Annotated in this window: 17 protein-coding genes; 8 read left to right on the top strand and 9 right to left on the bottom strand. The window is 58.9% G+C overall.

Annotated elements, in window-relative coordinates; all coding sequences use genetic code 11:
* Positions 1-111: 111 nt before the first annotated feature.
* The 3 genes from PspR84_RS25060 (at position 112) to PspR84_RS25070 (ending at position 2,015) form a co-directional block, all read left to right on the top strand.
* Positions 112-1,350, top strand: a complete 1,239-nt coding sequence (locus PspR84_RS25060; protein ID WP_160059499.1) for an MFS transporter — start codon at positions 112-114, stop codon at positions 1,348-1,350.
* 84 nt (positions 1,351-1,434) lie between these two features.
* Entirely contained in the window at positions 1,435-1,713 is a 279-nt protein-coding gene (locus PspR84_RS25065; protein WP_127929858.1) for a type II toxin-antitoxin system RelE/ParE family toxin, read from the top strand.
* Between the two features lie 14 nt (positions 1,714-1,727).
* Entirely contained in the window at positions 1,728-2,015 is a 288-nt protein-coding gene (locus tag PspR84_RS25070; RefSeq protein WP_095048728.1) for a HigA family addiction module antitoxin, read from the top strand.
* Positions 2,016-2,027: 12 nt separating this feature from the next.
* Here PspR84_RS25070 and PspR84_RS25075 read toward each other — a convergent pair whose 3' ends face one another.
* The 3 genes from PspR84_RS25075 to PspR84_RS29740 form a co-directional block, all read right to left on the bottom strand.
* Entirely contained in the window at positions 2,028-2,573 is a 546-nt protein-coding gene (locus PspR84_RS25075) for a DJ-1 family glyoxalase III (protein WP_160059500.1), read from the bottom strand.
* 66 nt (positions 2,574-2,639) lie between these two features.
* Positions 2,640-3,044 (bottom strand): DUF4879 domain-containing protein, encoded by a 405-nt coding sequence (locus PspR84_RS25080; RefSeq protein WP_238785353.1) that lies wholly within the window; start codon positions 3,042-3,044, stop codon positions 2,640-2,642.
* Entirely contained in the window at positions 2,953-3,279 is a 327-nt protein-coding gene (locus PspR84_RS29740) for a hypothetical protein (RefSeq protein WP_238785364.1), read from the bottom strand. Before PspR84_RS29740 ends, PspR84_RS25080 begins: the two co-directional genes overlap by 92 nt.
* Before the next feature lie 32 nt (positions 3,280-3,311).
* On the opposite strand from PspR84_RS29740, the gene PspR84_RS25085 reads away from it, so the two are divergent.
* Positions 3,312-4,607 (top strand): NCS2 family permease, encoded by a 1,296-nt coding sequence (locus PspR84_RS25085; protein WP_007909733.1) that lies wholly within the window; start codon positions 3,312-3,314, stop codon positions 4,605-4,607.
* Positions 4,604-5,683: a tRNA (uridine(54)-C5)-methyltransferase TrmA gene (gene trmA, locus PspR84_RS25090; RefSeq protein WP_160059502.1), complete on the top strand. Its 1,080-nt coding sequence runs from the start codon at positions 4,604-4,606 to the stop codon at positions 5,681-5,683. The genes PspR84_RS25085 and trmA overlap by 4 nt, the downstream gene beginning before the upstream one ends.
* Positions 5,684-5,737: 54 nt before the next feature.
* Here trmA and PspR84_RS25095 read toward each other — a convergent pair whose 3' ends face one another.
* Complete coding sequence (locus PspR84_RS25095; protein ID WP_160059503.1) at positions 5,738-6,184, bottom strand: DUF2442 domain-containing protein; 447 nt, start codon at positions 6,182-6,184, stop codon at positions 5,738-5,740.
* Entirely contained in the window at positions 6,181-6,609 is a 429-nt protein-coding gene (locus PspR84_RS25100) for a DUF4160 domain-containing protein (protein ID WP_160059504.1), read from the bottom strand. The genes PspR84_RS25095 and PspR84_RS25100 overlap by 4 nt, the downstream gene beginning before the upstream one ends.
* 314 nt (positions 6,610-6,923) lie before the next feature.
* Here PspR84_RS25100 and aroQ point away from each other — a divergent pair, with 314 nt between their 5' ends.
* Positions 6,924-7,364 (top strand): type II 3-dehydroquinate dehydratase, encoded by a 441-nt coding sequence (gene aroQ, locus PspR84_RS25105; protein ID WP_008084592.1) that lies wholly within the window; start codon positions 6,924-6,926, stop codon positions 7,362-7,364.
* Positions 7,365-7,369: 5 nt separating this feature from the next.
* Positions 7,370-8,224 carry a shikimate dehydrogenase gene (locus PspR84_RS25110; RefSeq protein ID WP_160059505.1) on the top strand — a complete coding sequence of 285 codons (855 nt, stop codon included), beginning with the start codon at positions 7,370-7,372 and terminating at the stop codon, positions 8,222-8,224.
* 104 nt (positions 8,225-8,328) lie between these two features.
* Here the strand turns inward: PspR84_RS25110 and PspR84_RS25115 are convergent, their stop codons facing one another.
* On the bottom strand, positions 8,329-9,006 hold the full coding sequence (locus PspR84_RS25115) for a TetR family transcriptional regulator (protein WP_160059506.1): 678 nt from the start codon (positions 9,004-9,006) through the stop codon (positions 8,329-8,331).
* Between the two features lie 101 nt (positions 9,007-9,107).
* Positions 9,108-11,009 (bottom strand): 3-dehydroshikimate dehydratase QuiC, encoded by a 1,902-nt coding sequence (quiC, locus tag PspR84_RS25120; protein WP_160059507.1) that lies wholly within the window; start codon positions 11,007-11,009, stop codon positions 9,108-9,110.
* 358 nt (positions 11,010-11,367) lie between these two features.
* On the opposite strand from quiC, the gene PspR84_RS25125 reads away from it, so the two are divergent.
* Entirely contained in the window at positions 11,368-12,705 is a 1,338-nt protein-coding gene (locus tag PspR84_RS25125; RefSeq protein ID WP_150650584.1) for an MFS transporter, read from the top strand.
* A gap of 128 nt (positions 12,706-12,833) precedes the next feature.
* On the opposite strand, the gene PspR84_RS25130 is transcribed toward PspR84_RS25125, so the two are convergent.
* Both PspR84_RS25130 and PspR84_RS25135 read right to left on the bottom strand, forming a co-directional pair.
* Positions 12,834-13,712, bottom strand: a complete 879-nt coding sequence (locus PspR84_RS25130) for a DMT family transporter (protein ID WP_007909717.1) — start codon at positions 13,710-13,712, stop codon at positions 12,834-12,836.
* Positions 13,713-13,811: 99 nt separating this feature from the next.
* Positions 13,812-14,627 carry a sugar phosphate isomerase/epimerase gene (locus PspR84_RS25135; RefSeq protein WP_160059508.1) on the bottom strand — a complete coding sequence of 272 codons (816 nt, stop codon included), beginning with the start codon at positions 14,625-14,627 and terminating at the stop codon, positions 13,812-13,814.
* Between the last annotated feature and the right edge of the window lies 1 nt (position 14,628).

The following is a 14,628-nucleotide window of genomic DNA, read 5'->3' on the forward strand; positions in this document are numbered from 1 at the left end:
GGCAAGCTTGCGGAAATCGATGTCTGGCTAACTAAATTTTTTGTCATAGCAACTTCCTGTTACAGACTGGTGATAACCTCGGCATTCCCCTCGAGCCAGACCTGCCTTCAGATGCCCAGCCAAGAGCCCCTGCTGTTACGTCATCACCGTCCGTTTCTCGCTTTCTGGTTCGCGCGGATTTTTACCGCCAGCGGTTTCCAGATGCTCACCGTGGCGATTGGCTGGAACCTCTACCAATTGACCGGCAACGTCCTCGATCTGGGTCTGGTCGGTCTGGTCGAATTCGCCCCGCGCGTGCTGTTCATGCTGCACACCGGGCATGTCGCTGATCGCTACGACCGGCGTAGAGTCGCGGCGATCTGCCAGTCGTTGCAGGCGTTGATCGCTCTGGCGCTGGCCATCGGCAGCGCCACCGATCACGTGACGCGCGAGATGATCTTCATCCTCGCCTTCCTGCTCGGCGCAGCGCGTTCGTTCGAGATGCCGACCACTCAGGCACTGCTGCCGAGCATCGTGCCCAGCGCGCTGTTCCCCCGGGCAGTGGCGGCGGCACAGTCGGCGCAGCAGTCGGCGACAATCGTCGCTCCAGCGCTGGGCGGTTTGCTCTACGCGTTCGGTAGCGTCTGGGTATACGGCCCGACAGTGCTGCTTTATGTGATCGCCTGCACACTGATGCTCAACCTGCCCGCGCGGCAAACGCCGTTGAACAAAGGCAAAGCCACGCTGGATTCGTTGCTGGCGGGGATTCGCTTCATTCGCAGCCGCCCGGACATTCTCGGGGCGATTTCGCTGGATCTGTTTGCGGTGTTGCTCGGTGGCGCTACGGCGTTGCTGCCGGTGTTCGCCAAGGACATTCTGCTGACCGGGCCGTGGGGCCTCGGCCTGCTGCGTTCGGCACCGGCGGTCGGCGCACTGGGGATGTCGCTGTTCCTTGCGCGATTTGCCGTGGAGCGCAATGTCGGCCGGGTGATGTTCACAGCGGTGGGCGTATTCGGCGTCGCGACCATCGCCTTTGGCCTGTCGACCTCGTTCTGGTTCTCGCTGGCGGTGCTGGTGGTACTTGGCGCGGCGGACATGATCAGCATGGTCATCCGCGCGTCTTTCGTACAACTGGAAACCCCGGACGAAATGCGCGGCCGGGTCAGCGCGGTGAACGGGCTGTTCATCGGTGCTTCAAATCAGTTGGGCGAATTCGAATCCGGCGTCACCGCCCACTGGTTCGGCACGGTGCCGGCGGTGGTGATGGGCGGAATCGGCACGCTGGTAGTGACGGGGACGTGGATCAAGTTGTTTCCGACACTGGCTTACCGCGATCGGATGCATGTGCCAGTGGAAGAGGTGAAGGTCTGACAACCTCCAAAGCACAAGACAACTGAAAATGTGCGGTACATAGTTACCGCACTGAGTGTAATGTATCGCCTTACACTCGAGCCCATGATCAAATCCTTTCAGCACAAAGGCCTTCGCGGCTTCTATGAAACAGGTTCGACTCGCGGGATTCGTGCCGACCACGCAAAACGGCTGTCGCGCATGCTGCAGTTCATGGATCGCGCTACGATTCCCGCAGACTTGGATCTTCCGGGCTGGCGCCTGCATCCATTGAAAGGTGAGCTGACGGAGTACTGGTCGCTGAGCGTTTCAGGCAACTGGCGAGTGATCTTTCGTTTTGTCGGTTCGGACATCGAATTGGTCGATTATCTGGACTACCACTGACAGGAGGCAGGCTCATGCCCATGCACAACCCGCCACACCCCGGTGAAACACTGCTGATGGATGTCTTGCCCGAGCTTGGCATCAGCGTGACCGAATTGGCCCGACACTTGGGCTTCGCACGCCCGCATCTTTCACGTGTATTACACGGACATGCGCCAATCAGCCCGGATCTGGCTGTACGTCTTGAGCGTGCTGGCATTGGCAAGGCGCGCGTGTGGCTAGGCGTACAAACCGACTATGATCTGTGGCAAGCGGAGCATCGGGAGCAACCGGTTATCGAACTGATCGCTGTCCACGCCTGACACCTCCAGCCACTACAACTCCCCCGCCACTTTCACCCGCAAGGCCTTGCCGCCGAGTTGCTCGACCAGCGTCAAGGCAAACTCCAGTGCAGCGCTGGAGCCTTGCGCGGTGATGCAGTTGCCGTCGACCAGCACCGGTTGATCAACAAACGTACAACCCGAGAGTTGATGGCTGGCGCCGGGCAGGCAGGTCATGCGACGCTGGCGCAGCACGCCGAAGGCTTGCAGGGCGACGGCCGGGGATTCGGCAATGGCGGCGAACAGGCGTCCGGCGCTGGATTGATCCTTGAGCAGTTGTTGCAGCGGTTGATGCGCCGCCAGGTGTTGTGCGCCGACGGCGCCGCCGGGCAGGACGATCAGGTCAAAAGTTTGCGCCAGCACATCGACCAGCACGCCGTCGGCGGTCAGTCGTGTACCACGCGCGCAGGTGAGCATGCGTCGTCCTTCAATACTGGCGGCGACCACTTCGATGCCGGCGCGGCGCAACACGTCGATCAGGGTCACGCTTTGCAGATCATCGATGCCCTCGGCGAGGGTAATCAGGGCTCTAAAGGTCATGGGCGCTATCCGCTGGGTGATACTTGAAGCGTAGTCAGCTTCACCCGGATCGCGCTGCAACAGCCGTTACTTGATGTAAAGCTGGGTCGACATCGTGTTGCGTGGCGCGTTGATCGAGGTGTTGCTGAAGGTGAAGGTGCCTTCCTGTTTGCCCGCCAGATCGAAGGTGTAAAGATAACCGACGGTGCTACGGCCCGGACTGCATTCGGTCAGGTTTCCATTATCAAAGGCACAGACCCGTGCTCGGGTGCCGTTCACCTCGAACCCGTCCAGCTTGGCATGCGGCTGGCTCTGGCCGTATCCGACTTCCAGTACATAGACTTTGATGCTCGGCCCGTTGTGATTGCATTGGGTGTGCGTCTGCCCATCGCCGATGTCTTCAAGGCCGCAGGCCGGCGATTGCACTTTGATGACTTTCACTTGTGTCAACGGTGGCGCCGATGCGGCCCAGGCTGTCGACATCCCGGCCATCAACGCGGCAATCAAACCAAAAACCTTTATCCAGCAACTGCTCATGCGCTTCCCGCCCCGAAAAAATCAGCGCGCAGTATGGCGCAGTTGGCTTCAACGCAAAACTTCGCCGACGATCGACACCAACAACCGCCATATTCCTCACGCTGCTGGTATGATGCGCGGCTTTTTCCGGCCCACCACAATTTTTCAGGCGCTTGCGACGGTCTGTGCTTTGCTGTTGAGGTCGATACATTCACGGCGCCACGCGCGCCACGGGGAGCAGACATGCTGGAAAGGCTGTTTCAACTCAAGGCACACAACACCAACGTGCGCACCGAGATTCTCGCGGGCATCACGACGTTCCTGGCCATGGCCTACATTCTGTTCGTCAATCCGAGCATTCTCGGTGAGACCGGCATGGACAAGGGCGCAGTGTTCGTCGCTACCTGTCTGGCCGCCGCGATCGGTTCGACGATCATGGGCCTGATCGCCAACTACCCGATTGCCCTCGCTCCGGGCATGGGCCTGAATGCCTTCTTCACCTACACCGTGGTCTTGCACATGGGCCACACCTGGCAAGTCGCACTGGGTGCCGTGTTCATTTCCGCCGTGTGCTTCTTCCTGTTGTCGATCTTCCGTATCCGTGAATGGATCATCAACAGTATTCCACTGCCACTGCGCTCGGCGATTGCTGCCGGTATCGGCCTGTTCCTGGCACTGATCGCCCTGCACAACGCCGGCATCGTGGTCAGCAACCCGGCGACCATGGTCGGCCTCGGTGACTTGAAAGCCCCGGCACCGATCCTCGCCACCCTTGGCTTTGCCCTGATCGTTGCCCTCGAAGCGCTGAAAGTGCGCGGTGCAGTACTGATCGGCATTCTGGCGGTGACCATCATTTCCATCGCGATGGGCTTCACCCCGTTCAACGGCGTGACCTCGATGCCACCTTCGCTGGCACCGACCTTTATGCAACTGGACATCAAAGGCGCACTGGACATCGGACTGGTCAGCGTGATTTTCGCCTTCCTGTTCGTCGACCTGTTTGACAACTCCGGCACCCTGATCGGCGTTGCCAAGCGCGCCGGCCTGATGGGCAAGGACGGCCATATGCCGAAAATGGGCCGCGCACTGATCGCCGACAGCACCGCGGCCATGGCCGGCTCGCTGCTGGGCACTTCGACCACCACCAGTTACATCGAGTCCGCTGCTGGCGTGAGTGCTGGCGGCCGTACCGGTCTGACGGCCATCGTCGTGGCGATTCTGTTCCTGCTGGCGCTGTTCTTTTCGCCACTGGCGGCCAGCGTTCCGGCCTTCGCCACTGCACCAGCGCTGCTGTTCGTCGCCGTGTTGATGACTTCCGGTCTGGCCGAAATAGACTGGGACGACATCACCGTTGCCGCGCCAGTTGTCGTGACCGCACTGGCCATGCCATTCACTTACTCGATCGCCAACGGCATCGCCTTCGGTTTCATCGCCTGGACCGTGATCAAGCTGCTGTCGGGCCGTGCCCGTGAGCTGAACCCGGCGCTGGTGATTCTGTCGATTCTGTTTGTGATCAAGTTGGGTTGGTTCAACGCATGACTTTCGATTCCCAGGCTTACGCCGAGCAACTAGAAGCCAAGGTCACGCGTTTGCGTGATCTGCTGGCACCGTTCGATGCACCTGAGCCGACGGTGTTCGACTCGCCGCTGCAGAACTTCCGTCTGCGCGCCGAGTTCCGCCTGTGGCGCGAAGGCGGCGATCGGCATTACGCAATGTTTGCTCAGGATGACAAACGCACGCCGATTCTGATCGAAGAATTCCCGATTGCCAGCCTGCGCATCAATCAGTTGATGCCGCAGTTGAAAGCGGCATGGCAGGCCAGTTCGGCGCTGAGCCACAAACTGTTTCAGGTGGAGTTCCTGACCACGCTGTCCGGCGATGCGATGATCACCCTGTGCTACCACCGTCCGCTGGACGAGCACTGGCACGCGGCGGCGACGAAACTGGCGGCGGATCTCGGCGTCAGCATCATCGGTCGCTCGAAGGGCAAACGCGAAGTGCTTGGCCTCGATTACGTGGTCGAGAAACTCGACGTCGGCGGTCGCACGTTCAGCTATCGCCAGCCGGAAGGCGCGTTCACCCAGCCTAACGGCACGGTGAACCAGAAGATGCTCAACTGGGCGTACGAAGCGCTAGGCGATCGCAACGACGATCTGCTGGAGCTGTACTGCGGCAACGGCAACTTCACCCTGCCGCTCGCCACTCGCGTGCGCAAAGTGCTGGCCACCGAAATCAGCAAGACCTCGGTCAACGCTGCATTGAGCAACCTCAGCGAAAACGCTGTGGATAATGTCACTCTGGTACGTTTGTCCGCCGAAGAACTGACCGAAGCGCTCAACGAAGTGCGCCCGTTCCGTCGCCTGCAAGGCATCGACCTGAAGAGCTACGAGTTCGGCAGCGTCTTCGTCGACCCGCCGCGTGCCGGCATGGACCCGGACACCTGCGAGCTGACCCGGCGCTTCGACAACATCCTGTACATCTCCTGCAACCCGGAAACCCTGGCGGCGAACATCGCCCAGTTGCACGACACGCACCGTATTACCCAGTGCGCGTTGTTTGACCAGTTCCCGTGGACGCATCACATGGAATCGGGTGTGTTGCTGACCCGGCGTTGATTGCGGGAAGCTGATACGAGAAAGCCGTCGTGATTGACGGCTTTTTTGTGGTTTTTACAAAGCGGGATCGGCCTTGCGTGGTCGCCCGCCCTTTTTGCCATTCGCTCGAGCAGCTTCGGACTTTGCAGCACTGCTTTGACGACCGTTACGCGATGCAACCACCGACGCAGCCATCTTCATGAGTGACGGGCTCGCTGAAATCATCCCGGCAATGGAAACGTCAAGGTCTTTGCCCTCATGGCAAAGCGCAGTGCCTGCGAATCCGACTGTCAGCCCCTCGTAATCGCCTGCATCAAACCCGTCAAACTCTGGATACTGGCTCACCGGAAGCAACACACCACTGCCATCCTCAAAACGGATGACCAGAGATGATTCTTCAAAGGTTACGGAGACAGCCTGCAAGCTACTCGCTCGGCGTGCCTCCCCTTGCAGGATGGCGGCGTCGATCATCTCCTTCGTCAGGGGACGATGTGTGGATGGCTTAGCCTTGATGACTTTCATAAATCGATTTCCACTCCTTCCAATGCGCCTATCAATGTCAGAAGAGTTTTGCCCTCTTCTGGCAGATAACGCGCCGATCCCACTCTGTGTGTCTTGTCAGTGACGAGTTTCATCCCCAGCACTTCGTTTGAATGGCTGTCCCACAATTGATTGTCGAGACAGACAGTTTGCAATCTTGACCACCAGATCCCGCGTGCTCGTCGCAGATGAGCAGGCTGCTCAAGAGATCGACACAAGCCTTCCAGCACGGTTAACGGTGGTCGACGAGAAAGCGGCATGACATCCCAAAGCTCAATATCGTTGTGCCAGAAACTGAACTGTAATCGGGCGCTCCAGCTACCTGCATTCACGTGAACGTGCGGGGGGCAATGCTCATCTCGCAACATGATGACAATCGACAATCCTTTGTAGCTGCACACCTTCATGCTAACCCATCCGTTAGGTTAATAAGTTTCAGGATTCAAGATTCCTTTCAAATCCGACGACTGGTGATCGGCACATGACGTTTCACCGCTTTTCAGGCTAGCGTCGCAACAGGTCATGAGCCGGACAATCTCCAGTGAAAAACGTAAGCAAAGCTGTCGTCATATCTCGATCAATATCGCTTCTGTGCGATCACCGAACATAAAACGCCACGTCCATTTTTGTTCAATTGACCATGGTAACCATCTAGTACATTTTATCTCCACAGGCTGAAATCCTCGGCCAAAGCCAAAAACAATAAGTGGAGTTACCCCTCATGCCCCCTATCGTTCTGGTGCTCAATGGCCCGAACCTGAACCTGCTCGGCACTCGCGAGCCGGCCACTTACGGTCACGAAACCCTGGCGGATATCTCGGCGTTATGCGGTCGCGCGGCAGAAGAGTTCGGCCTGGCCGTGGAGTTTCGCCAGACCAATCACGAAGGCGAACTGCTCGACTGGATTCACGCTGCCCGCGGCCGTTGCGCCGGGATCGTGATCAATCCGGCGGCGTGGACGCACACCTCGGTAGCGATTCGCGATGCGCTGGTGGCCAGCGAACTGCCGGTGATCGAAGTGCACCTGTCCAACGTCCACGCCCGCGAGCCGTTTCGTCATCACTCGTTTGTCTCGGCGATTGCCACGGCGGTGATGGCCGGGTTTGGCAGTCATGGCTATCGCCTGGCGCTGGAACATTTCAGCCAGCGGTTGAAGGGGTAAATCGCATGTCTCGCTCTAACGTAATACTCGCCGGGCTGATTGGCGCCGGCATTCAGGCCTCGCGCACACCAGCGCTGCATGAGCATGAAGGCGATGCCCAAGGCCTGCGTTATCTATACCGATTGATCGATCTCGATCAACTGAACATGGACAGCACTGCCCTTCCCGACCTGCTGCTGGCGGCCGAGCGGATGAACTACACCGGGCTGAACATCACTTTCCCGTGCAAGCAGGCGATCATCCCGCTGCTCGATGAACTGTCGCCGGAAGCCAAAGGCATCGGCGCGGTGAACACGGTAGTGCTGAAGGACGGCAAACGTGTCGGTCACAACACGGACTGCCTCGGTTTCGCCGAAGGTTTTCGCCGAGGTCTGAAAGACGCCGCCCGCGAGCGTGTAGTCCAGATGGGTGCCGGTGGAGCAGGCGCGGCAGTGGCCCACGCATTGTTGAGCGAAGGCGTACAGCAACTGAGCATTTTCGATGTCGACAGTGAGCGCGCCGAGAGCCTAGCGAACAATCTCAATCAGCATTTTGGCTTTGGTCGTGCAGTGGCCGGTCGGGATCTGCCGAGCTCGCTGAATCTGGCTAACGGTCTGGTCAACACTACGCCAATGGGCATGGCCAAACTGCCGGGCATGCCGGTACCAGTCGAGCTGCTGCGCAAGGAATTGTGGGTGGCGGAGATTGTGTACTTCCCGCTGGAAACCGAACTGCTGCGCAATGCTCGCGCGCTGGGTTGCCGGACGCTGGATGGCGGCAATATGGCGGTGTTTCAGGCAGTGAAGGCGTTTGAACTGTTCAGCGGCGTGGTGCCGGATGCGCAGCGCATGCTCGCGCACTTTCAAAGCATGAATGGCTAAAAACCTGTGGGAGCGAGCCTGCTCGCGAAGGCGTACGGCCAGCCAATACATCTGTTGACTGACACACCGCTTTCGCGAGCAGGCTCGCTCCCACAGGGACGGTGTCAGGCCTGCAGGTAGCGCAGCACCGATTCGCAAATCATCTCGCGATGACGCTGCTTGATACTTTCATCCGGCAGATCAATCTGAAAAATCTCGCCAAACGTGTGCCGGTTCGATACGCGATAGAAGCAGAACGAACTGATCAGCAAATGCACATCCAGCGCGTCGAGCCCGGCGCGGAATACACCTTCATCAGCGCCACGACGCAGAATCTCACCGAGCGAATCGAGGATGGTGTTGTTCATTGCCTTGATCGCATCGGAACGCTTCACGTATTCGGCGTTGTGGATATTTTCAATGCTGACGATGCGCACGAAATCGACATTGCGGTCGTGGTGATCGAAGGTGAACTCGACCAATCGGCGAATCGCCTCCACCGGCGCCAACTCGGCCAGGTGCAGGCGGTTTTCGGTGCTGCGAATATCGCCGTAAAGCTTCTCCAGTACCTCGACGTACAACTGCTCCTTGCTACCGAAGTAGTAATAGATCATGCGTTTGGAGGTGTGAATACGCTCGGCGATCGCGTCCACGCGAGCGCCGGACAAGCCTTGCTGGACGAACTCGACGATCGCCTCTTGCAAGATGTTCTCGCGGGTCTTTTCCGGGTTGTTCTTGCGACTCTTGCGCGGCTCCACGGCGGATACTTCGGTCGCTGCGGAAAGTTCTGAATTCATCGTCATTGCGGGCTCACGGCCATCACTGCACAGGCGGCGATTATGGGCTGCGCAGCACAGTGAAGGAAGCCGCGCGGCCCGTGTTTAATCCCGCGTTTACGAATTTCCTACAACTTCGCCTGGCGCACCGCACCACTGCGTGATTTGGCCATCGCCGCCAGACGCACCGCGACGTTCGCTGCGCCGTAACCGGCATAGCCGTTCTTGCGCTGGATGATCTCGAAGAAGAAGCGCCCTTCGAACGGTTCGGTGTAGACGTGGAACAGTTCACCGCCCTGGGCATCACGGTCGTACAAGACGTTGTAATAGGCCAGTTCGCTGAGGAATTCGTCGTCGAAATCGAAGCGCGCAGCAAGGTCATCGTAATAGTTGAGCGGAATATCCAGCAACGGTACGCCGGCCTCTTTGGCGCGACTGACTTCGGCGAAGATATCGTCACAATCGAAGGCGATGTGGTGCACTCCAGAGCCGCGATAACTCGACAGCGCGTGGGAGATCGCGGTGTTGCGGTTCTCGGAGATGTTCAACGGCAAGCGGATCGAACTGTCGCGACTGCGCAGTGCGCGACTTTTCACCAGTCCATACGGATCGGGCAGCACCACTTCGTCGTCCGCTTCGAAATCCAGCAGGCTCTTGTAGAACAGCACCCAACTGTCGAGGCTGTCGGCCGGCAGTGCCATGGCCATGTGATCGATACGCTTGAGACCGCCGCGTGCCGGCGCATCTGCCAGCAGATTGAAATCGGTGCCGTAGACATCGGCCTGTTCATCCACCAGATAAATCAGGCTGCCGTCCGGCGCGCGCACCGCTGCCAGCTCCAGTTCATTGGGGCCGACCAGTCCACGATAGGGCTGACCTTTGTAAGCGACGGCGCGGGCCAAGGCACTGGCGCTGTCCTTGACCCGCACGGCGGTGGCGCACAGCGATGGGCCGTGGGCCTCGAAAAAGCTGTGAGCAAACGAATACGGTTCGGAGTTGAGGATCAGGTTGATGTCGCCCTGACGCAGCAGGCTCACGCTCTTGGAGCGGTGCTGCCCGGCCTTGACGAAACCGAGGCGCTCCAGCCAGTTCGACAGCTTGGCGCCGAGGCTTTCATCCACGGCGAATTCAAGAAACTCGATGCCGTTGTACTCGCTGGCCTTCGGTGTTTCGAAAAGGATTTCGCGATTGGCCACAGGCTGGGCTTCCTGCTCCAGACGCTGGCGAGTCTTCTCTTCCAGATACAGCAGCGAACGCAAACCGTCGGCGGCATTGGCCCGTGGCGGCGCGGCGCGGAAGCCGTCATTGAAGATTTCCAGCGACAGCGGTCCGGTGTAACCACTCTGGATGATCGGCGCGAGGAACCCCGGCAGATCGAACTCGCCCTGGCCGGGGAAGCAGCGGAAGTGCCGGCTCCACTCAAGAACGTCCATGGCCAGAATCGGCGCGTCGGCCATCTGCACGAAGAAGATCTTGTCGCCGGGAATGTCGGCGATAGGGCGCGGATCGCCCTTCAACGACAGCGTATGGAAGCTGTCGAGCAACACGCCGAGGCTCGGGTGATCGGCTTGGCGCACGATGTCCCAGACCTGTTGATACGTGTTGACGTGACGGCCCCACGCCAGCGCTTCGTAACCAATGCGCAAGCCGCGCGCACCGGCATGCTCGGCCAGCAGTCGCAGGTCATCGACCAGAATTTGTTGGTCGCCGACGCTGTCGGCCGAGGCATTGCTGCAGACCAGCACCAGATCGGTGCCCAGTTCCTGCATCAGGTCGAACTTGCGTTCGGCGCGCTCAAGATTGCGCGCCAGGCGATCGCGGCGGCAGCCTTCGAAATCGCGGAACGGCTGAAACAGAGTGATGGCGATGCCGAGATCAGCGCACATCTGTTTAATTTCCCGCGGACTGCCGTCGTAGTACAGGAGGTCGTTTTCGAAAATCTCCACCCCGTCGAACCCGGCGGCGGCGATGGCTTCGAGTTTTTCCGGCAGGGTGCCGCTCAAGGAAACGGTGGCAATGGAACGCTGCATGTTTCAACTCCCGGACTGCGCCGCTTTATCTTTACTGTAGGAGCTGCCGAAGGCAGCGATCGTTTGATCTTTATTCGTGAAAACAGAATCAAAAGATCGCAGCCTGCGGCAGCTCCTACATGGGATGGGTTTTTATAGTAGGGAAATTATTGGCTGCATCGAACGTGGCAGCAATTTAAAGTGTACTACCCGGTTAGTTTTGCGTGCGATTATCGAACACAATGGCGGTTTGGCGAATTGACGATTTTTCGTCCACTGCCCAACATCGACCGCACATTGAGTCCGGATCTGAACCACCGGTCGCAGCGTGCACAGAAAAAAGCACACCAAATAACAAATCCAAAAACGGGTGGAACACATGATTCCTTCACAGACTTCCCGCATGGCCCCGGCCATGAGCACTGCCTCAGGTGGCATCGGCGACAAGATCCGCGGCGCCATGGCTGTCGGCAAGACCCGTTGGGGCATGCTGGCGCTGGTGTTTTTCGCCACGACCCTGAACTACATCGACCGCGCCGCCCTCGGCGTCATGCAGCCAATCCTCGCCAAGGAAATGAGCTGGACGGCGATGGATTACGCCAACATCAACTTCTGGTTTCAGGTCGGCTACGCGATCGGTTTCGTCCTGCAAGGTCGCTTGATCGACCGGGTCGGCGTCAAGCGCGTGTTCTTCTGCGCCGTGCTGCTGTGGAGCCTGGCCACCGGTGCCCACGGTCTGGCAACGTCAGCCGTTGGCTTTATGGTCTGCCGGTTTATTCTCGGTCTGACTGAAGCGGCGAACTACCCGGCCTGCGTGAAAACCACGCGCCTGTGGTTCCCGGCCGGCGAACGTGCGGTTGCCACCGGCATCTTCAACGCCGGCACCAACGTCGGTGCGATGTTCACGCCGATGCTGCTGCCACTGGTGCTGCACGTCTGGGGCTGGCAAGCGGCGTTCCTGTGCATGTCGGCACTCGGCGGGATCTGGCTGCTGTTCTGGGGTTTGAAGTACTTCAACCCGGAAGATCATCCGAGCGTCAAACAGTCCGAACTGGACTACATCCAGCAAGAAGTCGAACCAGAGCAGGCCCGCGTACCGTTCTCGAAAATCCTGCGCATGCGTGGTACCTGGGCCTTCGCCCTCGCCTACTCGCTGACCGCGCCGGTGTTCTGGTTCTACCTGTACTGGCTGCCGCCGTTTCTCAATCAGCAATACAACCTGGGCATCAACGTGACCCAAATGGGTATCCCGCTGATCATCATCTACGTCACGGCTGACTTCGGCAGTGTCGGTGGCGGCATTCTGTCTTCGTTCCTGATCGGTCGCGGGATGAACTCGATCAAGGCGCGGCTGCTGTCGATGTTCCTGTTCGCCTGCTGCATCATCGGTGTGGTCATGGCGGCTGGCTCTGCCAATCTGTGGGTTGCAGTAGCTGCTATCTCCCTGGCTATCGGTGCACACCAGGCCTGGACGGCGAACATCTGGAGCCTGGTGATGGACTACACGCCCAAACACATGATGAGCACGGTGTTTGGTTTCGGCGGCATGTGCGCGGCGATTGGCGGGATGTTCATGACCCAGATTGTCGGTCACATCCTCACCGTCACCAACAACAACTACACCGTGTTGTTCACGCTGATTCCGGCGATGTACTTCATCGCGCTGACGTGGATGTACTTCATGGCCCCGCGCAAAATCCCGACCGTCACCGAATAACCTGCCTACACAACGCTACCTGTAGGAGTGAGCCTGCTCGCGATGGCTTAGTGTCAGTCAATAACTTCATCGACTGACACACCGCCATCGCGAGCAGGCTCACTCCTACAAGGTTTTGCGTAACCTACTCAGCGGCGGCTCTGCTGCCACGCTGCCGCCAGTCCGCTGCAACAGATCACCGCGATGCCTATGATCGTCAACAGACTCGGCGTGTGATTGAACAGCAACCAGCCCAACAACCCCGCAAACACGATCTGGCAATAACCGAACGGCGCCAGCAGCGCCGGAGCGGCATGGCGGAATGCCTGGGTGAGAAACAAATGCGCGGTCATCCCGCAACTGCCCAGCGCCAGCATCAGCCCGGCGTGGGTCAACGTCGGAACCTGCCAGAAGAACGGCACCAGCGCACTCATCACCAGCGTGTTACACAGCCCGGCGAAAAAGTTACTGGTGGTCGGGCTGTCAACTTCAGCAAGCTTGCGCGTCAGCAACTGATAGAAGCAGAAAAACAGCGCCGAACAGAATGGCAGCAATACCGCTGGGGTGAACAGTTCACCACCCGGGTGGACGATGATCAAAACGCCGATAAAGCCGCAAATCACCGCGATCCATTGCCCGCGCGTCACCCGCTCTTTGAGCAGCGGCACGGACAAGGCTGTCACCAATACCGGTGCGAGAAAGTTCACCGCCGTGGCTTCCGCCAGCGGGATATACAGCAGGGCCGTTGTGAAAAACAGGCTAGTACCGAGTAGGCAAAGTGCTCGGGTCAACTGCCATAACGGCTTCTTCGTGCGCAAAACGCGCAACCCGGATTGCGGCAGAAAAATCCCCGCCATCAGCAGTGTGTGCACCAGATAACGCGCCCAGACCACCATCACGATCGGATAGAAACCGGACAGGTATTTCGACAACGCGTCGTGACTGGAAAACAGGAAGGTTGCCACGACAATCAGCAAGATCCCCTTGAAGGGTTGGTTGACTCCGGAGAGCGGGGTGCTGACGGTCATTGGATTTCCTTGTGGAGCCATAAAAGATCAAGAGCTTCGCAGGCAGTCTCGCCTCCCCCTGTGGGAGCGGGCTTGCCCGCGATAGGTGCGCAGCACCGCTTACAGGCGCGCCAACAACGCTCGAGTTTTATCAATCGCCATCTGCGCCCGCCGTAATCCGCTCACGCCCTGCTCGAGCAGTTTCACAGTGGGAATTTCCAGACTCAGTGGAATATTAGTCGGCAGCGCTTTCAACAACCCGAGCAGATCACAATCACCCTCGCCGGGAAACCGCCGCTCGTTGCGCGCCTGACGCAAGATTTCGGCCATATCTGACGGTCTCGGCCCCGCCACATCACATAATTGTGCATAGCGCAGCCTCGACGGCGACACTGTTTGCAGATCCTCAAGCCGTGAAGCCGAACGATCAAAGTGGAATGCATCAACCAGCACCGCAGCGTTTTCCCGATCAGCGTTTCCGACAATTCGCAGCGCTTGTTCGAGGTTGCGCGCATCGGTCCAGGGCATGAACTCCAGATGCGGGTGCAAGCCGTAAGGCGCGGCCAGATCGCAAAGGGCGGCGAAGTTGTCGGTGAGTCGTTGCTCGTCAGGATCATTACCGGCGATGAGTAATTCCGTGGCGCCAAATTCCGCGCCCACTGTCAGATGTTTCTCGAAATCGGCGACGACGGTCTGCGGTTTCAAACGCAGGATTTCCACGTCGAGCACACGGATGCCGGTATCGCGCAGGCGCTGCAAAGTCTGACGGCGCAATTCAGCATCAGCGATCAACGGGAAATGATGCTCCTCGGGCGTCGCCGGTTCCAGACGCAGTCCGACATGACTGTAACCGGCCCGCGCAGCGACTTCGACCATTTGCGGTGGCGATAACTCCAGCACGGTAAGGCTGGCCAAGGAGAGGATTCGTTCACTCATA

Source organism: Pseudomonas sp. R84, assembly GCF_009834515.1.
Lineage (GTDB): Bacteria > Pseudomonadota > Gammaproteobacteria > Pseudomonadales > Pseudomonadaceae > Aquipseudomonas.